Raw genomic sequence first — 25,487 nt, forward strand, 5'->3', positions numbered from 1 at the left:
TGAATTCCGTGATCGGGATCGAGGGGCTCCACGTCGTCCGCGGCGGGCGCCCGGTGCTCGACGGCCTCGACCTCGTGATCGGGCCGGGCGTCACCGGGCTGCTCGGCCCGTCCGGGTGCGGGAAGTCGACGCTGCTGCGCAGCATCGTCGGAGTGCAGAAGACGGCAGCCGGCACCGTCACCGTCCTCGGAGCCGAGGCAGGGAGTCCCGCCGTCCGCGACCGGGTGGGCTACCAGACCCAGTCCTCCAGCGTGTACGACGACCTGACGGTCACCGAGAACCTCCGCTTCTTCTCCCGGGTGCTCGGCAGGTCGGCCGGTGCCGTTGGGGAGGCCGTCGAGGAGGCCGTCGACGCGGTGGACCTCGGCAGTCACCGCGACAGCGTCGTGTCCCGGCTCAGTGGCGGCCAGCAGTCGAGAGTGGGCCTTGCGGTCGCACTCCTCGGGAAGCCCGACCTGCTGGTCCTCGACGAGCCCACCGTCGGACTCGACCCGGTCCTGCGGCGCGACCTGTGGGCGTTGTTCCACCGGATCGCGGACGCCGGCACGGCCGTGCTGGTGTCGAGCCACGTGATGGACGAGGCCGAGCGGTGTGACGAGCTGCTGCTGATGCGTGAGGGCCGGATCCTTGCCCAGGGCACGCCCGCAGCCGTCAAGGAGCGGGCCGGCGCCGCCGACATCGAGAGCGCGTTCCTCACGCTCGTCGAGTCCGGGTCCGGGGATGCGGCATGAGTCCCCGCGTCACCCTGGCCATCGCCACCCGCGTGCTCACCCAGCTGCGCCGCGACCACCGCACCCTGGCGATGCTGCTCGTGCTGCCCTGCCTGCTCCAGGCCCTGCTGTGGTGGGTCTTCCAGGACACGCCGCTGGTCTTCGACCGGATCGGGCCGGCCCTGCTCGCGATCTTCCCCTTCTTCGTGATGTTCCTGGTGACCAGCGTGACCACGCTCCGGGAGCGGTCGAGCGGGACCCTCGAGCGCCTGTTCACGATGCCGATGGGGCGCCTCGACTTCCTGCTCGGCTACGCCCTGGCGTTCGGTGCCGTGGCAGCGGTGCAGGCAGCCCTGGCGGCGGGCGTCGCGATCGGTCTGCTCGACCTCGACGTCCGCGGCGCCGCCGGCCTGCTCGTGGTGGTCGGTGTGGCCGACGCCGTGCTCGGTACGGCGCTCGGCCTGTTCGTCTCCGCATTCGCCCGTACCGAGTTCCAGGCCGTCCAGTTCCTGCCGGCGATCGTCGTCCCGCAGATCCTGCTGTGCGGCCTCCTGGTGCCACGCGACCGGCTTCCGCGGACGCTCGAGGTCGTGGCCGACCTGTTGCCGCTCTCCTACGCCGTCGACGCGATGGAGCAGCTCGCGACGAGCACGCGGCCGGGTGACGTGTGGCGCGACGTGGCGATCGTGGCCGGGTTCGCCGTCGCGGCGCTGGCCCTCGGTGCGGCAACCCTGCGGCGTCGTACGGACTGAAACTGACGGAAGGCGTGGGGTTGATCTCACCCCCGCCCGAGAGCCGAAACCCCCATTCCGCGGGCCCTTTGCGTAGGTTGGAGCCATGCGACCGGTCCGGGATTCCCTCCTGCTGCTGTCGCGCAGCGGGACCGTGAAGAAGTTGGTCACGACGCTCCCGATCACCTCCGCGATGGTGCACGGCTACGTGCCCGGGGAGACCGTCCGCGAGGCCCTGGCCGCGGTCGAGGAGCTCGCGGCCCGGGGCATTCACACCACGATCGACCGCCTCGGCGAGGACACCCTCGACGAGGCGCAGGCGACCGCAACGGTGACGGCCTACCGGATCCTGCTCGACAAGATCGCCGACCACCGCCTCGCGCGCCACGCCGAGGTGTCGCTGAAGCTCACCGCGATCGGCCTGCTGCTGCCCGACGGGGAACGGATCGCCCTCGCGAACGCCCGCAAGATCTGCCGCACGGCGGCCGGCGCCGGCACCACGGTCACCATCGACATGGAGGACCACACGGTCACCGACGCGACGCTGGGGATCGTGCTGGCGCTGCGCGAGGAGTTCCCCTCCACCGGCGCGGTGCTGCAGGCCTACCTGCACCGCACCGAGGCCGACTGTCGGACCCTGGCGTACGCCGGCAGTCGGGTGCGTCTGTGCAAGGGCGCCTACGACGAGCCCTCCGACGTCGCCTTCACCGACCCCCGTGACGTGGACCGGTCCTACGTCCGCTGCCTCAAGGTGCTGTTCGCGGGCGAGGCCTATCCGATGATCGCGACCCACGACCCGCGGTTGATCGAGATCGCCGCCTCCCTCTCGAGTCGCTACGGCAAGGCGCCCGGCACCTACGAGTTCCAGATGCTCTACGGAATTCGGCCGCTCGAGCAGCAGCGCCTGGCCGCCAGCGGCGAGAAGGTGCGGGTCTACCTGCCCTACGGCGAGCAGTGGTACGGCTACCTGATGCGGCGACTGGCGGAGCGTCCGCAGAACCTGTCACTGTTTCTCACGTCCTTGATCTCCAGGAAGTGACTCAGCAGGAGCGCAGTCAAGCGTGATTCCTGAGCAAAACTGGCTCTGACCTGCATAAACACTGATCGACGGTTGTCGCCGCATGGCGGCGTTCGTCGACCTTCGGTGGCCCCGATGTGGCCCTGAGGTGACCAGGAAGCAGGATTAGAATGGACAACGACAAGACCCGCCAGAGCGCGCTCGACGAGTATCACCGGATCGTGGCCCTCTTTGGCGAGTGGTACGACCGCGACACGAGGTTGGAACGCACTGCGCTTGAGGCAGAGCTCGGCCGCACCATCGACGTGGCGGCCCACCACAACGAAGCGACCGCAACGCGGGTTGTGTTTGATGAGGTTCTGGTCGAGGTCATCGCCGAGGCCTTCGCTGCCGGAATCCCGAGATGGATGATTGTCGAGTTCCGCGGGTGGGTGTCGCACAACGACCTGCGGGACCTGATGGGACGCGCTCGCCGGCCCTACCGGCTCGACCTCGAAAGGGAGTGGGTCCAGTACCGGACGCTCGTATCGGTTCAGCAGGATGCGCGTCGCTTGGCAACGACCGACCCTGCGGCCGCCGACCGGCTCCTACGCGCGGCCAGGACGCTGCTCAAGAGGTGGGTCAGGGAGGTTCCGAAGACTCCGCCGACTGAATACCTCAAGCAGTTCGCTTCGGGATTCCACGCCGACCACCGTCGCGAGTGGGTGGACGCTCGCCGGCGCTTGGCCGAACAGGTCGATCAACTCGGGCAGACCGAGGTCACCAAGTGACCGGGCAATCGACTGACCAGCCTGGCCCGGGTTCCTCTGAGCCTCAGGCTCACGCGTCGATCGAGCCCCTGATGCTCGTCGAGGAGGCCGCTGCCATCCTTCGTGTTGCGCCGGACTGGCTGTACCGGGCCGCACGGGCTGACCGCATCCCTTCGGTCCGAATGGGCCGCAATGTCAGGTTCCGCCCGGAGGACATCCGCGAGCTTCGTGACCACGGGTTGGCGTTCGATGAGTAGGTGGGGCATTGGGTGGCGATTCGATCCAGACCTGGACTGGATGTACCGGGCTGCCTGCATCGGGGCAGAGCCAGACCGGTTCTTTTCCTCGGGTCGAGGAGGGCGAGTGTCGTTGCGGGGTCTCCCGTGCGGAACCTGTCCGGTCCGTGCCGAGTGCCGTGAGTTCGCGGAGGGTCGCAGTCTCGTAGGCGTCTGGGGCGGCCGTTCGTTCGGTTAGGAGACCGGAATCAGTGCGAGCATTCGGTTGGGGACAACCTTGGTGAAGGCCTGTGAACGCGGCGGAACTCCCTGGCAAGGCGATCGAGCTCGAACGAACTCGGAGGTGGCGCAACCTCCGAGTCGGTCGTGCGCCGCTCTCATTGTTTGAACGCCCGTTACTTGGTCGACACGACGGGGTGTCGGGTCGATGAGGTCGTGGCCGTCTCGTACGCCTCGGTTCGGGCGGGGTGAACTGCTCGCCTGCCCCTCGGGCTGCGCCACTGGCACCATTCGTGTGCCGCGACGTGGCACGTGGGGCAGTCGACGGTTCGGATCTGCGCCCGGTGCTCCTCGCGCTCGCCTGGGCTTCGCCCCGGAGCGCGGCCCTCGGAGATGGCACGCTGGTGGGTGAACGCGCGATAGCGGTCCAGGTGCGTGACCTCACGCAGGTTGCCGCTGAGTTCGCGGCAGTGCCGCATGGGGAGGGCGCCGCAGGTCGGGCAGATGACGCTATGCGCGTCGAGGCACCAGGTGAGTTTCATGGCAGGTCCTTCGTGGGTGGAGGAGCGCCCTCTTGGTCGCTGTTCCCAGCCTTGTCGTCTGGTCAAGGGCGTCGCCCACTTGTCGACCTGGGGAACGAGGAGCGAGTACCTGCCGACTTCGTGCGATACGCGGGTCGCCCCATGGAATCCGGTGCTTCGATCCGAAAGAATGGTTTCGTGCCGTAGTGGAACGGGCTCCCACGCGGGGTTGCAGGGATCGCGAGACCCTGCGGGGCTAATAGCGGGCCGGCCAAGGACTCACGGCGGTCAGCCCCGAAAGCCTCCCAGCCGCAGGGGTTCCCTCTGGGGTAAGGAGGGTTTCCCAAACCGGACCTGCGGATCTTCAGCAGTCAGAGGTGGGCCGGGGGAGAGTGCAAGCGCCACAGGGTGGAAGGACCGGCGCGCGGGTTCGACCGGGTAGCAGCAATCTGCGCCGGCTCCGCTATCAGCCCAGGCATGTAACGCCCGTTAGTTCGCGGACTTCGAGCTGATCCTCGCGCGACCGGAGGCGAACCGTCGTCTGGGACTCGCCTACAGGGCCGACGCCCTTGACTTGGGCACCAGAGTTGACCTTGCGCCCGTAGTGGGCGTGGCATCCCTCCGGGATGCGCGGTACCGCAAGGACCGCGGGGCTAAGGACTTGCCGGACACCTCAGACTCAGTGACGGTCAGAACTCTGGAAGTCGCCCCCCTGCCACCAGGAATCTCTGATCCTGGGGGTAGGGGGGCGTATCCCCACCGTTTCCTTGTCCTCTCTCTGGTCAGCGGGGTAAACCCAAAACGTTCTCCGATAGAGAACCTCCGCGCGAGGGACTTCTGGTCGTGCGACCGGGTCATGACACCCCCCACCCCTTGCGCGTACCCACAGCGATGACTGGCCGAAGGGCGGCCCCGGTGCCTCACTGACACGGATGTCGCGCTCCCCAAAAGACGGGCACCGCGAACACGCAGTGCATGTCCTTCGGAGATGTTGCGTTGCGCTCACTCTCGACTGCTGAGCTTCGCGAGCGCGTTCTTACGCCGATCGACGCCTCCCGATCGCCTCGTGGAGGCCGCTGATCGCGTTGCCTCGCCCGTCACGCCAGAATCCGCGAGTGGCATGAAGGAGACGCCCGCCGTTGATGGACAGGAAGTCTGCGGTCGCAGGGGGTAGGAGTGCCGCGGTGGGATCACCCTGAAGGACTGCCTTCAGGCCGTAACTCAATGAGGCGCCTTCCGGCGCGCGCCTCGGCTGCACATCCGCCCACCCCATGTCTGCGCGTGCCGCGGCGTCTCGCACAACGTCTCGCGTTAGCGATCCAGATGCAGACCAAGCCCAAGCGTGGATATGGTTCCCGACGCCCGACGGGTTTCGCTCGACGTGGTAGCAGTCTTGCCAGCCGGCCACCTTGCGGTTCATGTTTCGGCGAAAGCTCTTCATCGAGTCCCGCACGTCGCCCCAGTCTGAGCTGACATCGGTCAGGAGCACCGCGACAGTCGGACGACTACGGCCGATCGCCACTGCCGAGCGGCGCGCGTTGCTGATCACGCACGCAGGGCATTGGTGGCTACCGCAGGAGGCCGGCCGCAGCTCCCCTGTACGGAGATCGACGATCTGAGTTGGAACCCTGCGCATGCAGACGCTCCCTTGTCCATAGGCGGCTTGTTCGAACCATTCCCCATAACCAGGCATGCGACGTACTTCGACACCGAGTGACAGAGACCAGCATGACGTTCCACATCGAGGCAGACTGTTCGTGTCGAAGTACCTGTCATGAGCGAATACTTGACAGTCCAGGAAGCCGCCGACTTGCTCCGTTGCCACCGCGCGACCGTTCGTCGTCAGATCGACGCGGGGCAGTTGCCAGCGATCAGGCTGGGTCGCTGCTTCAGGATTCGGCGTTCAGATGTGGACGCACTGCGACAGATCCCCAACAAGGAACCGTCGACACCCGTGCAGGGGTAACCGCTCGCTCATCCAACACCGAGACAACCTTCGGACTGACCTGAACTTGCTTGTGTGCGGCGGGCCTCCGCAGCAGCGCGGTCGTCGGAGCGAAGTGCTCCAAACGGCTCTCCAGCGTGCTCGAGCCCGTCGTTCGGGACCGGATTGGAGTCAGTCGCCCATCTAACGCCCGTTACTACAAGGAGCAGGGCGACGAAAGGACTGGGGAGTGGACGGGGCACATAGTGGATGTCGGGCCAGCTCAGTCCCGGGGCTGTGTCGTGATCGGGTCGGTTTCCGACGCCCGTCGCTCGTCAGATCGATCCTTGGGGGCTGACGACCGCAGCTGACTCGGTCGTTGACGCACGCCGATACGTTGATCTTGGAACCTCTCGCGAAGCGAAGCGACGCCGGCGCCGATGAGGCCGGGTCCGGGTGGAACCGCCCAGACGTGCAGTGAGACGCCCTCGGACGACTGACTCCACGACCCGCGCTCCACCGGCTACCTCGTGGGACCGGGTCTGCCGCGCGGCACCCACTACGTGTACGGGCTCAGTGCGTTGATAGCACTGCACGCCTTGAAGCGCCGTAGGAGTCGCAGAGGACTTTGTCTGGACCCCTGTCCAGCCAACTGACACACACCGCGAACACGCAGTGCATGCCTTCATTGCGTCGGAACAGCCTTACTCTGCGAGCTCGGAGCACAAGACTACGGCGGCCCAGCCGTCGCGACGCCGAATCTGTCGGACGTATGCAGAACAATCGAGAGCGTGACCACAGGGCCTGAAAGCGTGCGATTTATTGGAGCCGGGACCGGCGTCAATCTTGCGCGTGCGGACCGCTACATGACCGAACTCCTCGCCCACACTTCCGGTCGTGCAGACGCGATCGCGCACCTCGACCGCACGATTGAGAGCAGCTGGGATGAGCTCGAGGCCGCCTTGGAGGGACACGACTCCTTCGACGCGCTGGCCTTCTTGCGGATGGTCGCCGGTCCGTGGGACTTCTCCGATGTCCGTGAGAGCGACAGCCGAGTCGAGACGTCGCAAGCCGCGCAGGACGTCGTGGGCCTGGTGTTGCTTGGCATGGGTCTGCCTCGAAAGCCGCTGACAGGTGAGAACTCTGGCCAGCCTGACCTCGGCAAGCTCATGGGGTGCGCCGGTGCCGTCATCGACGCTGCAAGTGTGCGGGCGCTGCTCATTGGCGACTCTGTCCAGCAACCCCTCGGTTCGCTCGCTGGCAGGTTCCTCGGCTACGAGTTGTCCGTCCGTGGCAGGCAGTACCAGTCGGTCGCGGAGGCGATGAACACCGAGTTGTTCAACGATCCGTCGGTGACGGCACTGGTTAGCGCGAGCCTCGGCTTCACGCTCGACGACGCGCGTGCGCTTCGTGATGCTGCGGTGGACCTACTCAACGAGAGATTCTTCGGTGCGCGTGATCGATCAGGCGACCTCGTCGTAAGAAGCGGCGGTGGAGATCTCGGGGCCTCAGATCGAGAGCAACTCCGAAGCGATATGAACCTCATGCTGAATGAATGCCGACTGTTCGGTGCCGTGACCGCTTCGGATGTCGCTGACCACGCGGGTCTGCCGGAAGCGACGGTGCGCAACGTCCTCGACGTCTTCAGTTCGAAGAGGGCCGCGTCGGATGCGGCTGATCTGCGCTACGCGTTCGTCGAGGGCAGAAAAGTCTCGCCGGGCGGCTGTATCGCAGATGGTGACGAGTACCTGATCCTCAATGGATTCCTCGGGGAGGACGAGCTGCGACGCGGCATCGAGCGGGCGATGATTGCCGCTGGGCAAGGAGGCGGGCTGGCGGCGCGAGCATGGGCCAAGTACAACCGTCGACGAGCAGTCTTCTCAGAGTCGAAGGCTGCAAAAGCGATGGGTCTGCTGCTCGCGGGTTCGCCAGCGACTTGGTGTGGGCAGAAGTACCTCGGTCCGGAGTCGTTGGCAGACTCGGGCCACTTCGGGCGCAACGCGGACCTGTCGGGCGTGGAGTCACGTGAGTACGAGTCCGACCTTCTGGTCGTGGTCGATGGTGTCGCGCTCTGCGTCGAGGTGAAGGCCGGCTCGCTGACCGAGAAGGCCCGCGCAGGGAACGCAAAGCGGTTGGCCACCGATCTCGAGAAGACACTTCAGGAGGGCAGCGACCAGGCCGGTCGTCTGGCGCACCTCATCGGCCGCAACGAGGGCGTCTGGACCATCGACGGCAAGTGGATCGATCTCTCGGCAGTGCAGGAGATCCACTCAATCATCGTGATGCTCGACGACATGGGTCCGCTCTCATTGTCGATGAACGACCTTGCGACCAAGGGCGTGATCCAGTCCAGCGAGATCCCGTGGATCGTGAGCATGCACGACCTCACCGTGTTGAGCCGTGTCGTCGAACGTCCGGCGCACTTCTTGGAGTACGTGCGGCGTCGCCGCGGTCGTCGTTTGGCGACGATGGTCAGTGGGGCAGACGAACTCGATCTGTTCATGTGGTTCCTGAGCGGCGGGATGTACTTCGAGTTGGACCCCAGTGATGTAGCCGCTCAGTTGCCAATCGAGGTTCCCGAAGACCTCCATCGTCGACGGGCCTTCGACGAGCAGGTCGAGGTCCGAATGGGCACTCTGACAGATCCCTTGGACGCATGGTTTTACTGGACAGAAGGGCTTTCAGACACCGAGGTGCCCAAGCCGACTCGGCGGGAGGAACACTGGGTAGAGGACTTCTTGTCCGCCAGCCAGCAGTCGAAGTCGCCAGGCTGGCTCCGGTTCGGTGCTGATCTGGTGGGCTTGAGCGGGCCTGCGCAGCAGTCGCTGGGACGAGAGATCAAGGCGATGTGCCGTAGGTCGCGCGGTGGCGAACGCGAGAGAAGCTTGACTACCCATGGGACCACCTCGGAGGGCCCTTGGCTGCTCACTGCATGTGCGGTTCCTGCCGGGGTGGATATCGATCACGTCCCCGACTACGTCAGCGCCAAGCAGTACCAGACCGCAGCCAGTCGGTCGATGGTTCTGCTCTACCGCACGGACGGTCGGCTATACGGATCTCGCTTTATTGGGCACCCCGAAGTCCGGACTGTCGCCCGCGACGCGGAGATGGAGATCGCTCCGTTGCGAAGCCTCGCGCGAACGTTTGCGACTGTGCCGCCGAGCGCGAAGCGCGCGACCAGGCAGTTGCGTGGCAAGCGATCCGGGAGGAAGCGTCGGTAACTGGTTCCGGCGGGCCGCGAGGTAGTGCGAAAACCTGGTGCCCGACCAAGTAACGGCCGTTACTTGATGGACCATCGTTCTAGTCCAAACGCGTGCGCGCGCGAGGCGGCACTGCCCACGAGGATTGGTGGGGATTTTTTGCAACGATGCGCCTGATCCAGGGCGCAGAACCGTGTTGAGGATGTCGGCACCCAGACAGACCCCACCCCCCCCGTTACTCGCGCGAGATTCGAGAAGGGTGCATGTCTCCAACGGCCGCCCCTCTCTCGCGATAAGTAGGCCGGACGAAACTCGATGGGCAAGTAACGTGCGTTGGAGGCATTGCGCTGAGCGTTACGCTTATCTCGGCGGTCGCGGAGGCACGGAGCGACCGCCGCTCGCTGTGGATCATGGTCCTCTCCAGGTCGAGAACCTGCCGCCCTTCAACGCACGTTGGCCATGCGGAGATACGAGCCCGCTCGGCGGGGACGGTATCGGCCGGCAGCCCGGTTGATGCCCCAACGCCGGCGGCCCCACGGCCGGTGCGCAGCGATTCATGGTGAGAACTTGTAGCCACGATCCATCGCGTTGCACCAGCAAAGTGCAACGTTTCGCAGGTTGCGGACCTGGCTTGGATCGTGCACAACGTTGTCCTCCGGTGAAGCCCGGCCCCTTCGTCAGCCGTGATCAAGGTCAGGTCCGATGGGTCGCAGGACAGAAGTGCCAACTTCTCCGCAGGCCCGGAAGGCACACACGACGGCCTGCAGGAGCTCATCGGCGCGCTTGAGCAGGCGAAAGCGAAGGACCTCAGCGAGCCATCGTCAACTCGGTCGCTCTGTAGACCGACAAGTGCAACGCGCCCCTTCCGTTCTCCTGTTGTGGGGTTCAAAGCCAAGTCGTCATCAAAGTAACGCCCGTTAGAACATGTAGAGAGGGTGCCGGGAGCTGTCGCTCCGGTGGTGCGGGCCCCGGTTTGCGGAAGGGAACGGCAAGTTCCACCACTTGAGTGGAACTCGTTGATGGGCTTGGGCCCTTCTCGCTCGTCCCAACCCCTTGCGCGTCCGCGCACGATCGACCCACAGAACCCGGATCGCTCTTGCTGAGCCGTCGAAAGCGTCATCGTCGACCGCGGTCGAAGTACAGAGCGAAGCAGGGAGGTCCTGCGCGAAGGGACGACGAATCGATGAAGGCGCTGATGGACAGTAAGGAACTGGCGGCCTACCTAGGAGTGCCGCTGCAAACTCTGTATAAGTGGAGGACGGTGGGTGCCGGGCCGCGGGCGATCCGCCTCGGCCGAGCGCTGCACTGGCGGGTCGACGAGGTGGAGCGCTGGCTCGACGAGTGCACCGAGGCGTCGCACGAGACCGGAGCACGGTAGCCGTGGCCAGCATTCAGAAGCGCGTCTCCGGAGGGAAGACCGTCCATCGTGTGCGGTGGCGGGACCCTAGCGGGCGACAGGTCTCTCGGCAGTTTCCGACCTTGGCGCTGGCTCGCGCCTACCGGTCGACCGTCCAGGCGGACCTTCTGCGGGGGACGTACCTCGATCTCAGTCGCGGGCAGATGACCTTGGGCGAGTACGCCGGCCGTTGGCTCGAAGTTCAGACCTTCGGGCCAACCACGAGGGAGCGGCGTGAGCACGACATCCGGCTTCACATCGTGCCGACCCTGGGGCACCACCGTCTGACTGCCGTACGGCCGTCGGTAGTCCAGGCGTGGGTCCGCGGGCTCTCGGACCATCTCGGACCGCAGACGGTGCGCCTCCTTCTGCGTCTGTTGTCATCGATCATGTCGGCCGCGGTCGATGACGATCGGATCGTGAAGAACCCCTGCAAGGCAGCTTCTGTGCGAGCCCCTCGACCAGACGACAAGCCCCTTGTGCCGTGGACGTCTGCACAGATCGCGGCGCTTCAGCGAGAGCTCCCGGAGCGCTATCGGCTGCTCCTCACGCTCGCTACCGGCCTGGGTCTGCGTCAGGGCGAGATCTTCGGGCTCGCCGTCGATGACATCGACTTCTTGCGACGGGTTGTCACGGTTCGACGGCAAGTGATCATCTTGAGGAACCAGCGGTTGTTCGCGCTGCCGAAGGGCCGAAAGGTTCGGACGGTGCCGCTCCCGAGCAGCGTGGCCGATCAGATCGCGGCGCACCTGCAGAGGCATCCGGCCAGGGAGGTGACGATGCCGATGGGTGGCCTGGACGGACCCTCCGAGTCTGCACGTCTCCTCGTGACGACCACTGAAGGGAACGCACTCAACCGCAACTGTGTGAACGCCCATGTGTGGAAGCCGGCTCTTCGCCGAGCTGGGTTGCCTCCGACGCGGGACTTCATGGCCCACGGTGGACGACACTTCTATGCCAGCCTGCAACTCGAACACGGCATCAGCCCCCGCGCGCTGGCCGACTATCTGGGTCACGCCGACCCAGGCTTCACGATGCGCGTCTATGCCCACCTCATGCCGGAGGCGGGCATCAAGGCACAGACGGCTGTCAACGAGATGTTCGCAGCGATCTCTGCATCGTGACCAGCACGAGGCACGTCATCCGCCTCGCGAGCCAGTTGAGTGACCCCTGCGTCGGCCCCAAAAGCCGCCTTTACACGCACCGGCGACCATGGCCAGTAGGCGTTCGCCAGTGACGATTCTCGAGCGGGCCCGGATGCTTTCGCGGGCAAGCGCGTTCCGCCGTTTTCCGCCGTGCAGGCGCGCGCACGAAGTTGACCGAAGAGCGCGAGTAACGGCATTCCAAGTCTTCTTAGGATCAAGTTGTTGACCACTAAGATGATTTGGGGTTCAATGGGGTGACCCGGGTCACAACGCTTCGTGAGCGTTGTGAGCGCCGGCCCCGTCCCTGGCACACAGGCACCGTCGACCGATGGCGGTGCCACTCACTGCTGTGCCGCTGATCGTCAGGAGTCGCAAGATGACCACCAAGTTCTTCTCGCAGGAGTGGTGCGATGGCGCCACCGATGCTGCCAACGCCAGCGTGGCAATGCTCAAAGGCTTCAAGAACGCCAGCACCTTCACCAACCGGATGGCGTTCGGCGTCCTCGGCCGCGACGACCTCGTGACCCATGTTGAGTGGAAGGAGGGCCAGGTTGCGTCCTGGACCTCCGGTCCGGAGTTCTCCGACGACGACCTGTGGCTGAACATTCAGGCAGACCTCTCGACCTGGAAGGACCTCGCCGAGGGTCGTGCCGAGGCGGGCAAGTCCCTGGTGATGGGCAAGATCAAGTTCGTCAAGGGCCCGATGGCTGCGGCCATCGAGAACGCTCCCGCGCTGCATCACTTCCTGCAGTCGTGGGGTTCTGCGGCGCCCGAGATCGACTACGACGTCTGAGGCTGGTCACAGACATGCCTGTTGCCTCAGATACGACTTACCCGGTCACTCTCAAGGCCGGCGACGGCGCGAACGGCGTTGCGAGCATTGTGGGGATGCTCCTGGGCCAGAACTTCGAGACCTTCCCTGATCGTGTTGGTTTCGCGAAGGGAGTCCTGCGACCCATGGCGGTCGTGAGCGCGGACACCGACCAGTCCTGCACGATCATGTTCCGGAAGTCCGGTGCGGTCATCCATGACGGCCTTGTCGGTCGTCCCGTGGTCACGGTGAAGGCGACGGTCGATCAGATCCTTGCCGTCTCGCAACTGGAGATGAAGCGCGGAGGACTCGTTCCCGTCGGGTTCTTCACCAAGCGAGGGATGTCGGTGCTCGGACAGATCCTTCGTCACAAGCTCGTGGTGAAGGGACTGCTCACTCATCCGGTGATGGCGCTCCGGTTCATCGCACTGATGTCGGTCGTCTGACCGACGCACTGTCTCGGTCAGCAACAAGGGGACCGCGGGTCGTATTCGACCTGCGGTCCCCTTGTTTGTCCCCGATCGCGACCCTGACGGGTCGGCGTCTCAGTTCGTCCAGACGAAGTCGTCTTGGACAGCTGTCACTGGGCTCTCCTCCATCGGCAGCATGGTTCCGGCCGACGGTCCTGCCAGGCTGACGGGCAAGGGGAGCCAGCTGTGCATGCCGGGAGTCATGCCCTTGCGGGTGTAGGCGTCGAGGAAGTCGCGGAGCAACTCGACATGGTCGGTGTCGGCGACGCGCGGAACGCCCGTCGCCACCAGGCTCGCGAGCACTTGCGCTGCGGTGTTGAGTCGCCGCGAGGCGAGACCATCGCGCGCGGCGACCATCCAGAGATCGTCGGTCGCGGGGACCGTGGCGAGGACCTGGTCGCGTACGCCGTCGGCGCACGCCGTGGCGACTGCCAAGGCTGCCGCACCGCGAACCTGAGGAGGCAGTGCGTCGAGCACGCGCAGCTCAACCCAGCCGCGTGGGCGGACCGGCGGGAACAGGGTGGTGAGGTGGTATCGGAAGTCGTCCACCGTCGGCCAACCGAGCAGGTGGCCGTTCTCGAACCATTCGGCAAACGTCATGTCGGTGGTGACGCCGACACCGCAGGGGCTGGTCGGACCCTGGGTCTGAATGAAGAAGACCTTGGCTGCCATGGCGTAGGCCAGCCAATCGGCCGCCGGGTCGGCCGTCATTGCAACGGGGCGGGTCCGCGAAGCATCGATGTTCCACCAGATGCCCTGACGGGCCGAGGCCCAGGTCGTCTTTCCGGCGTCGCGTGCCGCGGAGTTCGCGAACATGGCGAGCAGGACGGGGCCGATGTGGTTGAGCACGCGCCAGCGTGCGAACGGGTCAACCGGGTCGTTGCTGATGTTGACCTGGACCGACGCGGTGTTGCACATCATCCATCGTCCAGCGGCTCCGGACCGGTCGAAGTGGGCCTCCATGGCCCGGTAGCGCGGACGGTCCAAGATCCTGCGTGGCGACCGGATTGCGTCGACCGCCACGGAGTCAGGCTCGAGCCCGGCATCCCTCAGTCGGGCGTGGAGGGTCGTGGCGTCGGCTTCGACGGCGCGAATCGCATCTCCGACGGAGCGCTCGGGCGCCGAGGACAACTCGATCTGACCGCCTGGCTCGACGGTCACGATGCCGGCGGAGGGGAGGGGACCGTCGCCCATGCGCTGCAGCACGTGGAGGTCCGGTCGCGCCAAGGGGTCGTCGATGCGGCGCACCGGCCACTCGCACTCCAGGCCGATGAGGTCTTCGCTGGTCGAGGCGAAGACCTGACGGCAGACCGCCATCAGATCGTCGAGGGTGACGCCACGAACTGCAGTGGGCATGCCTGCCCTCCTTCAAGATAACCGGGTCACGTAACAGTTGACTGCTAAGAAAGTTAGCCCTATGTTGATCCACACCATACAGCAGAGTGACCTCCGTCACGCAAGACCTTTGCAGTGACAAGATGCAGAGGTCGATCACCAAGGAGAACTGATGGATTCCCTGCCGTCGCGGGCCTCCGCTCCGCTCGACGTGCTGGTCGTCGCTGATCCCGTCCCGGACCTGAATCCGGCACATGACACGACCGTCGCCATCATTGAGGCCGCTCAACTCCAGGGCCATCGCGTGTGGGTGACGACGGCATCTGACCTGTCGGTGGACGCCGGCCGGCCCCTGGCCCGATGCCAGGCGTTGCAGGTTCGTGCCTGCCGGCTCGACCAGGGTCGCTGGGTCGCCCCGACGGACTGGTTCCAGCTCGGCGAGGTCGAACACTGCTCCCTCGACGACTTCCAGGTCGTCATGATGCGCACCGACCCGCCGGTCGACCAGGTGTACCTGCGGGCCACCTACGTCCTGGATCTCGCCGATCCGGCCAGGACGCTCGTGATGAACGAGCCCGCCGGTCTGCGGAACGTCAACGAGAAGTTCTTCTCGCTCCAGACTCCGCACCTTGGGCCGCCGACTCTGATCACGGCGAGCATCAGCACGGTCCTCGAGCGTGTCGAGACGTGGGGCCGCGCGGTGCTCAAGCCCACCGACGCCATGGCTGGTCGCGGCATCATGATTCTCGCCCACGGTGACCCGAACTTGGTGTCCCTGCTCGAGCAGGCGACCGGCCGAGGGCGCGATCTGGTCGTCGTACAGCAATGGATCGAGGGAGTCGTCGACGGCGACCGCCGCATCATCGTCCTGGACGGACGGCCGCTCGGCTCGGTCCGTCGCGTGGCGTGTGGCACCGACTTCCGCTGCAACATGGCCACCGGTGCGGTCACCGTGGCCGACGAGGTCACCGATGACGACCGGAGGATCTGCGCTGAGCTGGCTCCGCTGTTGCGGCGGAACGGGATCGTCTTCGCCGGCATCGATGTCATTGGTGGGCTGTTGACCGAGGTCAACGTCACCAGCCCAACGGGCGTGCGCGAGATCGATGCCCTCAGCGGCACCAACCTCTCGGCCGAGATCGTCGAGTGGATGGAAAGTGCAGTGGCCCGTCGACAGGCTGCAGGAGTGGACCTGTGACGCGCGAGCGGATCGTCGTCCTTGGCGCCGATGCTGCCGGCATGAGCGCTGCGCACCAGGCGCTCCGCATGGCCAAGCAGGTCGGCCGGGAGATCGAGGTCATTGCACTGGAGAAGACGGTCCACACGTCGTACTCGGCCTGCGGCATTCCGTACTGGGTCTCGGGCGAAGTCGAGTCCTCCGACGAACTCATCGCGCGCAGTCCTGAACGGCACCGGGAGATGGGGGTTGACCTCATCACCGGCGCCTTGGCGACCGGGATCGACCGTGACGCGGGCGTCGCTCACTACTCCCACGACGGTGTCGACAAGTCGGTGGGCTACGACCAACTGGTCATCGCGACCGGAGCGTCGCCGATCGTGCCCGACTGGGCGCTTCGGCCCAACGGTCAGCTCGTCGGCGGCGTTGCGCCGGCCAAGACTCTGGTGGACGGGCAGCAGTGGATCGATCTGCTGGTCGCTGCCGCCGGGGCAGAGTCGCCTCGTCGTGTCGTCGTTGCCGGTGGGGGATACATCGGCGTTGAGATGGCAGAAGCTGCGCGAGCCCGAGGTCTTGAGGTCACCCTCCTCACCAGATCAGCTGTGATGAGCAGCCTCGATGTGGACATGAGTTCTCGTGTCGAAAAGCAGTTGGCCGAGGCCGGTGTCCAGGTCGTGGGCGGCGCTCAGGTCGTAGGCCTCGAAGTCGACCACCGCGGGTGGGTCACGAGTGTCGAGACCGTCGACGGCGACGTCCATCGCTGTGACCTGCTCGTCCTTGCAACGGGCGTCCTTCCGGCCACGGAGTTCGCTGTTGGAGCCGGGCTGGAGACGGGTCAGTGGGGCGGCCTTCGGGCGCAACCGGACGGCTCGGTCGCGTCGGGGATCTGGGCCGCCGGCGATTGCTGTGAAGTGCGGCACCGGCTCACGGGGGATTGGACCTTCAGCCCCTTGGGCACCCATGCCAACAAGCAAGGACGCATCGTCGGAACCAATCTCATCACTCCGGGGTCCCGCTCGTTCGGCGGCGTCCTCGGCACCGCTATCACCCGCTACGTCCATGGCGACACTCATCTCGAGATCTCGAGGACGGGTCTCAGTACCCGCGAAGCTCAGGCTGCCGGCCTTCGGGTTTCCTCAATGGTCACTGAGGGCAGGACGGCCAGCGGCTACATGACCGAAGCAGCACCCGTCGCCGTCAAGGTGTTCGCAGACCCGGACACCCGGGCTCTCGCTGGAGCCCAGATCGTCGGAGGACGCGCGGCCGCCAAGCGGATCGACACTGTCGCAGCCGCGCTCTGGTCGGGAGCCAGTATCGACGACCTCGCCGAGGCGGATCTCGCCTATGCGCCGCCATTTGCGACGGTCTGGGAGATCGTCCAGCTCGCGGCTCGTCGGCTCGCCGACTCCCTCTAGGACCTTCGTCCTGCATGCCGTAGTGACGGCGGCCACAAAAATGCGTGACAAATAAGTTACTTAGCACTATCTTAGTTTTAATCAATCATGTCGAGACCGAGATCACACACAGGAGTAGGGATGTCCAAGAAGATCGGAATCGTGGGGGCCGGTACGGCGGGACTCCACCTGGCTCTGTACCTGCAGCAGAACGACGTCGACGTGACGCTGTTCAGCGACAAGCGCGCCGAGGAGTACGCATCGATGCGTCTCCCGAACACCGTTGCGCACTTCTCCGTGACCATCGACCGTGAGAAGGCACTGGGTGTCAATCACTGGCAGACCGGCGATGTCGGCTACTTCGGTCACCACTACTACATCGGTCTCCCTGAGCCGATGCGCTTCTACGGCGACCTCCGCTCGCCGAGCCGCGCGGTCGACTACCGCCTCTACCTTCCGGCGCTCCTGACGGACTTCGTGGAGCGTGGCGGAAACGTCGAGTACCGCGCCATCCAGCAGGAGGACTACGCCGCACTCGCCGAGGAGTTCGACCTCGTGGTCGTCTCCACGGGTAAGGGCACCGGCGACATGTTCCCGAAGATCCCCGAGCTCTCGCCGCACACGACGCCGCAGCGCCAGCTCTGCGTTGGCATCTTCAAGGGCATCGCGCAGCTGCCGTCCCGCTCGGTCACCATGTACTTCTCCCCGGGCGCCGGCGAGATGATCGAGATCCCGACCCTGACGTTCAACGGCATGCAGAACGCCCTCGTCATGGAGAACCTGCCCGGCGGCGACCTCGAGATCCTGGTCCAGACCAAGTACGACGACGACCCCGAGGCGTTCAAGACTCTCCTGCTCGAGAAGCTGGCCAAGCACTACCCGACCTGCTTCGAGCGTATCGACCAGGCCGAGTTCGACCTGGCCAACAGCAGTCTCGACATCCTCCAGGGTGGCGTCGTGCCGGCCGTGCGCCAGACGTCGATCGAGCTCGAGAACGGCACCATCGCGATCGCCCTCGGTGACGTCCAGAACACCGTGGACCCGATGCTGGGTCAGGGTGCCAATGCCGCGTCGCACGCCGCATTCGTGCTCGGTGAGGAGATCGTCGCCAACGACGTCTTCGACGCCCGGTTCGTGGAGAAGGTCGACTCCCGACGCAACCAGCGGGTTCACTCGGCGACCCGCTGGACCAACGTGATGATGGCCAACCTCGAGAACTTCCCGCCCGAGTTCGGCGCCTTCGTGGGTGCTGTCGCGCAGAGCCCCACGCTTGCCGACACCTTCACGAACAACTTCAACTACCCCGAGAACCAGTGGGACGTCTTCTCCTCGCCGGAGCGCGTCGCGGCCTTCTGTGCGAGCGCCTGATGTCGAGCCACGCCATGGAGACCAAGGAACGGGACCTCGTGAGAGAGCAGACGGTCGACGCGGCCGAGTTTCGCAGGCACGTCTCCCGGTTTGCCACGGGCGTGGCCGTCATCAGCTGCGAGGACTCGGACGGCACCAGTCACGGCGCCACGGTGAACAGTTTCGTCTCGCTGAGCCTGGAGCCGGCGACTGTCATGGTCTCGCTCCGCCCCGGTCGTGCGTACGACATCGTCCGTTCGACCGGGCGGTACGGCGCCAGCATCCTGCTCGAGGGCCAGCAGCACGCCTCGAACTACTTCGCACGTGCTCGTGACGAGTCGGCAGCTCCGGACTTCCTGAAGCGCGGCACGGTGCCGACGCTCAAGGACTGTCTTGCCTGGTTCGAGTGCGAGGTGTTCGAGCAGGTGCCGGTTCACGACCACATGTTGTTCCTTGCTCGTGTTACCGCCTGCGGCAGTGGTGACGGAACGCCGCTCATCTTCTACGCCAGCAAGTACCACGGGCCGCCGGTGCCCGTCGACATGACCGCCGAAGGGCACTGACATGGCTACCACCGAGGGGACGCGGGGAGGGTCCGGGATCGCGAAGAAGTCTCCTTCGCGATCCCGGGAAGCCCGCGTGAGGCCGAAGTTCGGGGAACGCACATTGCTCCCAATGGGGGAGATGGCGATCCTTGGGGTCCAGGTGCTCTGGAGCGCCGTTCGACACCCGCGCGGCTACTGGGGCGACGTGCGCGACGTCATGTTCGATGCACTGAAGCTCTGCTGGATTCCGTTGACGATCTCGACGGTGGCTTTCGGCTTCGGTGCTCCCGGCCTTCAGGGCGGAAACATCTACTTGCTGTTCGGCATCCCGGAGCGCCTCGGCTCATTCTTCGTGATGGCGAGCGTGCGTGAGTTCGCGCCGTGGATCAACGCGATGATCGTCGCCGGCGTCGTCGGCGCCGCGATGACCGCTGACCTCGGTGCCCGAAGGGTTCGCGAGGAGATCGACGCCATGGAGGTCCTTGGTGTCGACCCCGTCCGCGACCTGATCGTGCCCCGCGTCATCGGGATCACCCTGATCACCGGCCTGCTCGACCTCGTCGCTCTGACCTTCGGCGTGATCGGCGGGTACCTGGCCAGCGTCCCTGTCCTCGGCGCCAGCACCGGTGCGTTCATGGCGAACTTCTACGCCAACGCGACCCTGCCTGACCTGTGGGGCAGCGTCCTGAAGACCACGATGTTCGGACTGATCATCGGAGTCGTCTGCTGCTACAAGGGCCTGCACGCCAAGGGCGGGCCCATCGGCGTGGGCAAGGCCGTCAACCAGGCCGTCGTCATCTCGTTCGCGATGATCTACATCACGAACTTCCTGTTCACCGCGATCCTGCTCGGGCTCAACCCCGACATGCAGGTCTACAAGTAGCGGGGCTTCGTCATGACTCTTCTCGAACCACGTCCCGAACAGCAGGCGGACCTGACTCCGCCGAAGCCCGAGGACAAGAACATCACGCTGCGTTCCTCATGGGACTCCTGGAAGTCGTCCCTGGCGACGGCCGGCGACATCACGCGCTTCTCGGCCGAGACCGTTCGGGAGCTGCCCACCCTGCGGCTGTACGTCAGCGAGATCCTCCGCCAGTGCGGCATCCTCATCATCGCCAGTGGCGCGATCATCTGGTCGATGCAGTTCGTCATCGGCACGATGTGCGGCACCGAGGCGAGCTACACCCTCAAGGCGATTGGTGCGCCGCTCTACACCGGCGTCTTCACGGTCTACTGCGGTCTGCGCGAGATGTGTCCCTACATGTTCGCCTACATCGTCGCGGCGAAGATCGGCTGCGGCCTGGTCGCCGAGATCGGCTCCATGCGGATTGCCGAAGAGATCGACGCCATGGAAGTCATGGGCATTCGCTCCCGCAGCTATCTCGTCGGGACGCGTCTCGTCGCGGCCTGGATCACGATGCCGTTCCTCTACAGCGTCGGCCTGGCTGCCATGTATGTCGCTGAGTGGCTCGTCTGTGTCGTCCAGTACGGCACGGTTTCACCGGGTGGCTACTCCCTGATCTTCTGGATGTTCCAGAACCCGCTCGACTACGGCTACTCCATGGCCAAGGCCATGATCATGGGCACGACCATCGTCCTGGTGGGCTGCTACTACGGCTTCACCGCTCGTGGCGGACCAGTCGGCGTCGGCATCAACACCGCCAAATCGATGATGGTGAACATGGTCCTGATCCACGTGATCGGACTTCTCACCACCCAACTCTTCTGGGGAATGGCGCCCAACGCGCCCATCGCCAACTAGCTACCTCATCCCGACGTTCCACTGTCGGTACCCCAGCGTCAGCCTGCCCAAAACGAGAACCCAGGAGTCGCCATGACTGCCGTCCTCACCGCAGCACCGGACATCCGCCAGACCGCTCCCGAGAGCGCTCCTCACCACAGCATGCAGGTGCGCGGCCTGCACAAGAAGTTCGGATCGTTCGAGGTGCTGAAGGGACTGGACATCGACTTCGTCGATGACGCCATCACCACGGTCCTGGGGCCTTCGGGCACGGGCAAGAGCGTCCTGCTCAAGCACCTGGTCGGCCTCCTCGAGCCCGACCAGGGCGAGGTCCGTGTCTTCGGGCAGGACATCTGGTCGATGAGCGAGCAGGAGCGTTACGAACTGCGGAAGCGGTTCGGTGTGCTGTTCCAGGACGGCGCGCTCTTCGGCTCGATGAACATCTTCGACAACGTCGCCTTCCCACTGCGCAAGCACACCGACATGGCGGAGTCCGAGATCGGTGACTTCGTGATGGCCCGCATGCAGGAGGTCGGCCTCGAGCGGTCCGCACACAAGTTCCCCAGTGAGGTCTCCGGCGGTATGCGCAAGCGCGCCGGCTTCGCCCGTGGGCTGATCCTCAACCCCGACATCGTGCTGTTCGACGAGCCCGACTCCGGCCTGGACCCGGTGCGCACCAGCCTGCTCTGCGACCTCATCAAGCAGATGCACGAGGAGCACGGCGGAACCTACCTCCTCGTCACCCACAACATCTCCGCAGCAAGGGCATGCAGCGACTACGTCGGCATGATCTGGAAGGGCAAGCTCGTGCACTACGGCGACTGTGAAGAAGCCTTCGCGAGCGACGACCCCTTCGTGCGGCAGTTCCTCGCCGGCGAGTCCGCCGGCCCGCTCGGAATGGACTGACCTGTGCGAAAGAATCTGCTCATCGGTGGTGCGGCCGCCGTGCTGCTCGTCGGAGTCGTTGGCACTGCCAAGGCGACCGACGACTACACGGTCCAGGTCGTGCTGCCCTCTGCCACGAACCTGGTTCCTGGCTCGCCCGTCAAGATCGACGGCTTTGATGCCGGCAAGGTCAAGAACCTGGACGTCCGGGACGGCAAGGCCGTCGTCACCGTGGAAGTGTCCGAGGACTTCGCCCCCTTGCACGACGGTGCGGCCGCACGGATCTCGTGGAAGGCATTGCTCGGCGAGCGGATTCTCGACATCACACCAGGCGAAACCGAGGGCGCCGAGCTCCCTGATGGCGCGATCATCGAGGGAGCAACGGACAGGGTCGAGCTCGACCAGGTCCTCGCTGCGCTCGATCAGCCCACCCGTCAGCAGTTAAACGGCCTGATCGCCAGACTGGATGCCAGTTTCAGCGGCAGCGAATCCGACCTGCAGCAGACGCTTGCTGCGGCCGGCCCCTCGCTCGAGGCGCTCGGACAGGTGCTGAGCGCGGTCGGTGACGACGGCGCTGCGATCCGGAAGCTGGTCACGCGAACGGCCGACATGGCTGAGATCGTGGCGACCCGCGACGAAGAGGTTCGTGGTGCTATCGACGGTTTCAATACCGGAGTCGGAGCCGTCTCGACTCGTCAGAGCGAGCTCAGCGACGCGCTGAGCGAACTCCCCTCGACTCTGCGGCAGGCGCGCAAGACCCTCGACAGCGTCCCCGAGACGGTGGAGATGGCCACGCCGTTGCTCGAGGACTTGCAGCCCGCTGCTGCTCGACTTCCCGGGGTGGCCGACCAACTGGCTCCCGTGCTTGCCGACCTCCGTCCGGTGGCGAACCAGCTGCGACCGACACTCGAGGCGCTGGCCCCACTGCTGCGCGTGACTCCCGGCCTGCTGGACAGCACGCACTCCGTCCTGCCGCAGGCCGAGAACACGCTGGCGGCCCTCGCCCCTGCTTTGGACTTCCTGCGTCCTTACACCCCCGAGTTGGTGGGTTGGCTGGGGAACTGGGGAGCAGCGGCGGGGAACTACGACAGCAACGGCCACTACCTCCGCGCGTTCATCCAGTTCGGCGCAACGAGCCTCAACATCAACCCTGGCGTCATGCCACCCGGCGTGACCAACCAGCACCAGCGACTTCCCGGTGACAACGAGAAGCAGCCCTGGACCGACGCGAATGGGAGTGAGCTGCGATGACGGCTCGAGTCAGGCAGTCGCACCGGCTGATCATCGGCGGAGTTGCCGTGCTGCTCCTCGCGACCAGCATCACCGGCTACCGCGCGATGACCAAGGACGAGGCGCCCGACGTCTATGCCGTCTTCGCCAACGCCAGCCCGTTGATCGAGGGCAATGACGTCAAGGTGTCCGGCGTGACCGTCGGCAAGGTCGAGTCGATCGAGGTCAAGGACGGCAAGGCACTCGTCGGAATGAGCCTCGACGAGGAGGCTCTGCCACTCCACGACGACGCCAAGGCGATCATCCGGCCGCTCAGCCTGCTCGGCGAGCGCTTCGTCGAGATCGACCGTGGCACTCCGGACGGCGATGTCCTGAAGAGCGGTGCGGCCATCCCTGTCGAGAACACGTCCAGTTCAGTCGACATCGACCAGGTACTCAACGCCCTCGACGAACCGACAGGGCAGGCACTGGCGGCGCTGCTCACCACGGTCGGCAACGGCATGACCGACCGCGGAGCGAAGGTCGACGGTGCGATCAAGGCACTGAAGCCTGCGCTCGAGGACACCGATGCCCTGGTCAAGGTGCTGAACGGCCAACGCGACGTGCTCGCCGAGATGGTGAGCGAGCTTGAGCCCGTCGTCAGCTCGGTTGCAGCCGACAACGGGAAGAAGCTCGACCGGCTCCTGGATGCCACCGACCGACTCCTGAAGTCCACGGCGGCGAAGCAGACGGAGCTGGACGCCACTCTGGTTGCCCTCCCGGGAACCCTGTCCGCGGGCCGCAAGGCCCTGCGGGCACTGCGCGGAGCGGCCAGCGCCACCACCCCGACGTTGGCGAACCTGCGCCCGACCACCGATGTGCTGACCGAGCTGTCCAAGGAGCTCTCGGCGTTCGCCAAGGCCGGAGCACCGGCGCTGCGCGACCTGGACCCGGTGCTCCGCCGGGCCCGGACGCTGCTGAAGGCAGCCGCTCCCGTGGCGGAGTCGATGCGCCGTTCGTCCGGCAACGTGGTCGCCACCGCGCGCGGTCTCCAGCCGATCGGAACCGAGTTGATCGGAAACCTCCGCAACGTGCTCGACTTCGCGAAGTTCTGGGCACTCACCACCAACAACAAAGACGGCCTGTCGAACTACTTCCGCTCTCTCGCGATCGTCAACACCGACCCCGTGACCGGCCTGCTTCCCAAGCCCGCAGCGACGGCCAAGGCCAAGACGGATCGAGCCCCCAAAGCCGACGTGCTCGGCGGCCTGCTCGGGGACGGCCTGCTCGGCGACCTCTCCGGAATCGGCGACCTGACCGATGGACTGGTCTCCGGCCTCAGCGGTCTGCTCAGTGGCGGCAAGTCCGGCCGGGCCGCCGGCGCGGCTGATCCGGTGAACGTCACGGGCCTCAGCGCCCGCCAGGAGCAGGACATGGTCACCTATCTCGTCGGAGGCGCACGATGAACGCCCGTTCGAAGTCCATCGCCGCTGCGCTTGCGGTGTTCGGCCTGCTCGGGGTGTCGCTCTATGCGGCCCTCTTCGCCAGCTCGGGCCTGCCCGGTTCGAGCCGCGAGTACGTCACGGTTCGGTTCGCGGACGTGGGCGGCCTTCGTGAGGGCGACGACGTCCGCGAAGCAAGCGTGCGCGTGGGTCGTGTCGACTCCATCGAGCTCGACGGAGAGCAGGCCGTCGTACGCCTGCAGCTCACGGGCGACACGGACATGGACGTCTATGCCGACGCCACGGCGGCGGTGTGGGCTCGGTCCGGGCTCGGCCAGAACTTCGTCGAGCTCAACCGCGGCCACGAGGAGGCTGGCCAGCTGGAGTCCGGCGAGCTTCCCCCTGCGCAGACGCTCCCGGCGTCGCAGCTCGATGAGCTGCTGTCCGTCCTGGACAAGCCGACGCGTGACGGTCTCGCCAGCACGTTGCGTGAAGTCGGCGGGGGAGTCGAGGGCAAGAGCACCGAGCTCGCGACCTTCTTGGCTCACGCTCCCGAGATCTTGGGGGACCTGGGCACGATCTCCACCGCGACTGCCAGCCAGCGGGCAGACCTGGCCGGGCTCCTGCAGTCCACATCGGTTCTCGCGTCGCGCTTCGAGGGACGGGAAGACCGGATCGACTCGATGCTCGGCAAGATGGACAAGACACTGCGCGCTCTCGGCGCGGACAACGGCCAGGCCATCAGCAGAACTCTCGACAAGGCACCCGAAGCGCTCCGGAAGACGGACGAAGGCCTCACCGCTCTTGAGGGGCCGCTCGTCGACATCGAGGCGGCGTCCCGATCGCTCGAGCCAGGCACGGCCGCCTTGGGCAGGGCCACCCCTGCTCTTCGAGCCGTGCTGCGCGACGCGCAAGCGCCGTTGGACAAGGTGCCTGGCGTCGCCGATCTCGCCGATCCCGCGTTCTCCGAGCTGGCCTCGGCCGTCGACGATGCTCGACCCCTCGCCCTGCGCATGGAGAGCACCTTCGACTCTGCCGAAACCTTGGCGACGTACATGGCCCCGTACGCATCCGAGATCTCGCAGTACTTCGACTACTGGTCCTCGGCGAACGGCAAGAGCGACAAGTCCGGCCACTACCTCCGACTGGGCTTCGTCGTCCGGCCCGAGTCGATCTCCGGTGTCCTCCCGATCGCTGACCCCTTCACCCACCGCAACCCCTATCCGGCACCCGGCCAGGCGCAGCAGGATCGCGCCACTGGGCTCCTCGGAGGCAACTGACC

General features: G+C 65.7%; 23 protein-coding genes. 22 read left to right on the plus strand and 1 reads right to left on the minus strand.

The genetic code is table 11. The features are described 5' to 3' along the window. The first annotated feature begins 8 nt into the window (after positions 1–8). The 12 genes from ASD84_RS22210 (at position 9) to ASD84_RS22255 (ending at position 13,106) form a co-directional block, all read left to right on the plus strand. Positions 9–731 (plus strand): ABC transporter ATP-binding protein, encoded by a 723-nt coding sequence (locus ASD84_RS22210; RefSeq protein ID WP_235531204.1) that lies wholly within the window; start codon positions 9–11, stop codon positions 729–731. Next, positions 728–1,462, plus strand: coding sequence for an ABC transporter permease (locus ASD84_RS22215; protein ID WP_056715755.1), 735 nt, complete (start codon positions 728–730; stop codon positions 1,460–1,462). The genes ASD84_RS22210 and ASD84_RS22215 overlap by 4 nt, the downstream gene beginning before the upstream one ends. 85 nt (positions 1,463–1,547) lie before the next feature. Continuing rightward, positions 1,548–2,480, plus strand: a complete 933-nt coding sequence (locus ASD84_RS22220) for a proline dehydrogenase family protein (protein WP_056715757.1) — start codon at positions 1,548–1,550, stop codon at positions 2,478–2,480. 149 nt (positions 2,481–2,629) lie between these two features. After that, positions 2,630–3,229 carry a hypothetical protein gene (locus ASD84_RS22225; protein ID WP_056715760.1) on the plus strand — a complete coding sequence of 200 codons (600 nt, stop codon included), beginning with the start codon at positions 2,630–2,632 and terminating at the stop codon, positions 3,227–3,229. A gap of 71 nt (positions 3,230–3,300) precedes the next feature. Continuing rightward, positions 3,301–3,465 (plus strand): helix-turn-helix domain-containing protein, encoded by a 165-nt coding sequence (locus ASD84_RS24900; protein ID WP_082587109.1) that lies wholly within the window; start codon positions 3,301–3,303, stop codon positions 3,463–3,465. 40 nt (positions 3,466–3,505) lie between these two features. Next, complete coding sequence (locus ASD84_RS26200; protein WP_162251583.1) at positions 3,506–3,682, plus strand: WhiB family transcriptional regulator; 177 nt, start codon at positions 3,506–3,508, stop codon at positions 3,680–3,682. Between the two features lie 2,276 nt (positions 3,683–5,958). After that, positions 5,959–6,150, plus strand: a complete 192-nt coding sequence (locus tag ASD84_RS26205; protein WP_082573966.1) for a helix-turn-helix domain-containing protein — start codon at positions 5,959–5,961, stop codon at positions 6,148–6,150. A gap of 824 nt (positions 6,151–6,974) precedes the next feature. Beyond that, positions 6,975–9,329 (plus strand): hypothetical protein, encoded by a 2,355-nt coding sequence (locus ASD84_RS22235; protein WP_200954659.1) that lies wholly within the window; start codon positions 6,975–6,977, stop codon positions 9,327–9,329. Between the two features lie 1,174 nt (positions 9,330–10,503). Then, a complete protein-coding gene (locus ASD84_RS22240) occupies positions 10,504–10,686 on the plus strand; it encodes a helix-turn-helix transcriptional regulator (protein ID WP_082574013.1) in 183 nt (60 codons plus the stop codon). 101 nt (positions 10,687–10,787) lie between these two features. Continuing rightward, positions 10,788–11,828, plus strand: coding sequence for a tyrosine-type recombinase/integrase (locus tag ASD84_RS22245; protein WP_156392179.1), 1,041 nt, complete (start codon positions 10,788–10,790; stop codon positions 11,826–11,828). A 397-nt stretch (positions 11,829–12,225) separates the two neighbouring features. Then, positions 12,226–12,642: an SCP2 sterol-binding domain-containing protein gene (locus tag ASD84_RS22250; RefSeq protein WP_056716180.1), complete on the plus strand. Its 417-nt coding sequence runs from the start codon at positions 12,226–12,228 to the stop codon at positions 12,640–12,642. Positions 12,643–12,737: 95 nt separating this feature from the next. Beyond that, positions 12,738–13,106 carry a hypothetical protein gene (locus ASD84_RS22255; RefSeq protein WP_200954660.1) on the plus strand — a complete coding sequence of 123 codons (369 nt, stop codon included), beginning with the start codon at positions 12,738–12,740 and terminating at the stop codon, positions 13,104–13,106. A 99-nt stretch (positions 13,107–13,205) separates the two neighbouring features. On the opposite strand, the gene ASD84_RS22260 is transcribed toward ASD84_RS22255, so the two are convergent. Further along, complete coding sequence (locus ASD84_RS22260) at positions 13,206–14,486, minus strand: glutamate-cysteine ligase family protein (RefSeq protein WP_056715772.1); 1,281 nt, start codon at positions 14,484–14,486, stop codon at positions 13,206–13,208. Positions 14,487–14,637: 151 nt separating this feature from the next. Between ASD84_RS22260 and gshB the strand changes: the two genes are divergently transcribed. The 10 genes from gshB to ASD84_RS22310 all read left to right on the plus strand — a co-directional run bounded on the left by gshB (position 14,638) and on the right by ASD84_RS22310 (position 25,485). Beyond that, positions 14,638–15,663: a glutathione synthase gene (gene gshB, locus ASD84_RS22265; protein WP_082573968.1), complete on the plus strand. Its 1,026-nt coding sequence runs from the start codon at positions 14,638–14,640 to the stop codon at positions 15,661–15,663. Next, a complete protein-coding gene (locus ASD84_RS22270) occupies positions 15,660–17,057 on the plus strand; it encodes an FAD-dependent oxidoreductase (protein ID WP_056715774.1) in 1,398 nt (465 codons plus the stop codon). Before gshB ends, ASD84_RS22270 begins: the two co-directional genes overlap by 4 nt. Before the next feature lie 120 nt (positions 17,058–17,177). Beyond that, positions 17,178–18,404, plus strand: coding sequence for a styrene monooxygenase subunit StyA (gene styA, locus ASD84_RS22275; protein WP_056715776.1), 1,227 nt, complete (start codon positions 17,178–17,180; stop codon positions 18,402–18,404). After that, positions 18,404–18,946: a styrene monooxygenase NADH-dependent flavin reductase subunit StyB gene (gene styB / locus ASD84_RS22280; protein ID WP_200954661.1), complete on the plus strand. Its 543-nt coding sequence runs from the start codon at positions 18,404–18,406 to the stop codon at positions 18,944–18,946. The genes styA and styB overlap by 1 nt, the downstream gene beginning before the upstream one ends. Before the next feature lie 121 nt (positions 18,947–19,067). Beyond that, positions 19,068–19,811 carry an MlaE family ABC transporter permease gene (locus tag ASD84_RS22285; RefSeq protein ID WP_056716186.1) on the plus strand — a complete coding sequence of 248 codons (744 nt, stop codon included), beginning with the start codon at positions 19,068–19,070 and terminating at the stop codon, positions 19,809–19,811. A gap of 12 nt (positions 19,812–19,823) precedes the next feature. Beyond that, positions 19,824–20,690, plus strand: coding sequence for an ABC transporter permease (locus ASD84_RS22290; RefSeq protein WP_056715784.1), 867 nt, complete (start codon positions 19,824–19,826; stop codon positions 20,688–20,690). Between the two features lie 72 nt (positions 20,691–20,762). Then, positions 20,763–21,575: an ABC transporter ATP-binding protein gene (locus ASD84_RS22295; RefSeq protein ID WP_056715788.1), complete on the plus strand. Its 813-nt coding sequence runs from the start codon at positions 20,763–20,765 to the stop codon at positions 21,573–21,575. A gap of 3 nt (positions 21,576–21,578) precedes the next feature. Beyond that, positions 21,579–22,805: an MlaD family protein gene (locus tag ASD84_RS22300; RefSeq protein ID WP_200954663.1), complete on the plus strand. Its 1,227-nt coding sequence runs from the start codon at positions 21,579–21,581 to the stop codon at positions 22,803–22,805. Further along, positions 22,802–24,229 (plus strand): MlaD family protein, encoded by a 1,428-nt coding sequence (locus ASD84_RS22305; RefSeq protein ID WP_056715791.1) that lies wholly within the window; start codon positions 22,802–22,804, stop codon positions 24,227–24,229. Before ASD84_RS22300 ends, ASD84_RS22305 begins: the two co-directional genes overlap by 4 nt. After that, entirely contained in the window at positions 24,226–25,485 is a 1,260-nt protein-coding gene (locus ASD84_RS22310) for an MlaD family protein (protein WP_056715792.1), read from the plus strand. Before ASD84_RS22305 ends, ASD84_RS22310 begins: the two co-directional genes overlap by 4 nt. Positions 25,486–25,487: the final 2 nt, after the last annotated feature.

The organism is Nocardioides sp. Root682 (genome assembly GCF_001427795.1).
GTDB lineage: Bacteria > Actinomycetota > Actinomycetes > Propionibacteriales > Nocardioidaceae > Nocardioides.

Coding starts and splice junctions, on each gene's coding strand:
- ASD84_RS22215 (WP_056715755.1), top strand. CDS start 728: ATGAGTCCCCGCGTCACCCTGGCCATCGCCACCCGCGTGCTCACCCAG.
- ASD84_RS22220 (WP_056715757.1), top strand. CDS start 1,548: ATGCGACCGGTCCGGGATTCCCTCCTGCTGCTGTCGCGCAGCGGGACC.
- ASD84_RS22225 (WP_056715760.1), top strand. CDS start 2,630: ATGGACAACGACAAGACCCGCCAGAGCGCGCTCGACGAGTATCACCGG.
- ASD84_RS24900 (WP_082587109.1), top strand. CDS start 3,301: ATGCTCGTCGAGGAGGCCGCTGCCATCCTTCGTGTTGCGCCGGACTGG.
- ASD84_RS26200 (WP_162251583.1), top strand. CDS start 3,506: ATGTACCGGGCTGCCTGCATCGGGGCAGAGCCAGACCGGTTCTTTTCC.
- ASD84_RS26205 (WP_082573966.1), top strand. CDS start 5,959: ATGAGCGAATACTTGACAGTCCAGGAAGCCGCCGACTTGCTCCGTTGC.
- ASD84_RS22235 (WP_200954659.1), top strand. CDS start 6,975: ATGACCGAACTCCTCGCCCACACTTCCGGTCGTGCAGACGCGATCGCG.
- ASD84_RS22240 (WP_082574013.1), top strand. CDS start 10,504: ATGGACAGTAAGGAACTGGCGGCCTACCTAGGAGTGCCGCTGCAAACT.
- ASD84_RS22250 (WP_056716180.1), top strand. CDS start 12,226: ATGACCACCAAGTTCTTCTCGCAGGAGTGGTGCGATGGCGCCACCGAT.
- ASD84_RS22255 (WP_200954660.1), top strand. CDS start 12,738: ATGCTCCTGGGCCAGAACTTCGAGACCTTCCCTGATCGTGTTGGTTTC.
- ASD84_RS22260 (WP_056715772.1), bottom strand. CDS start 14,486: ATGCCCACTGCAGTTCGTGGCGTCACCCTCGACGATCTGATGGCGGTC.
- gshB (WP_082573968.1), top strand. CDS start 14,638: ATGGATTCCCTGCCGTCGCGGGCCTCCGCTCCGCTCGACGTGCTGGTC.
- styA (WP_056715776.1), top strand. CDS start 17,178: ATGTCCAAGAAGATCGGAATCGTGGGGGCCGGTACGGCGGGACTCCAC.
- styB (WP_200954661.1), top strand. CDS start 18,404: ATGTCGAGCCACGCCATGGAGACCAAGGAACGGGACCTCGTGAGAGAG.
- ASD84_RS22285 (WP_056716186.1), top strand. CDS start 19,068: ATGGCGATCCTTGGGGTCCAGGTGCTCTGGAGCGCCGTTCGACACCCG.
- ASD84_RS22290 (WP_056715784.1), top strand. CDS start 19,824: ATGACTCTTCTCGAACCACGTCCCGAACAGCAGGCGGACCTGACTCCG.
- ASD84_RS22295 (WP_056715788.1), top strand. CDS start 20,763: ATGACTGCCGTCCTCACCGCAGCACCGGACATCCGCCAGACCGCTCCC.
- ASD84_RS22305 (WP_056715791.1), top strand. CDS start 22,802: ATGACGGCTCGAGTCAGGCAGTCGCACCGGCTGATCATCGGCGGAGTT.
- ASD84_RS22310 (WP_056715792.1), top strand. CDS start 24,226: ATGAACGCCCGTTCGAAGTCCATCGCCGCTGCGCTTGCGGTGTTCGGC.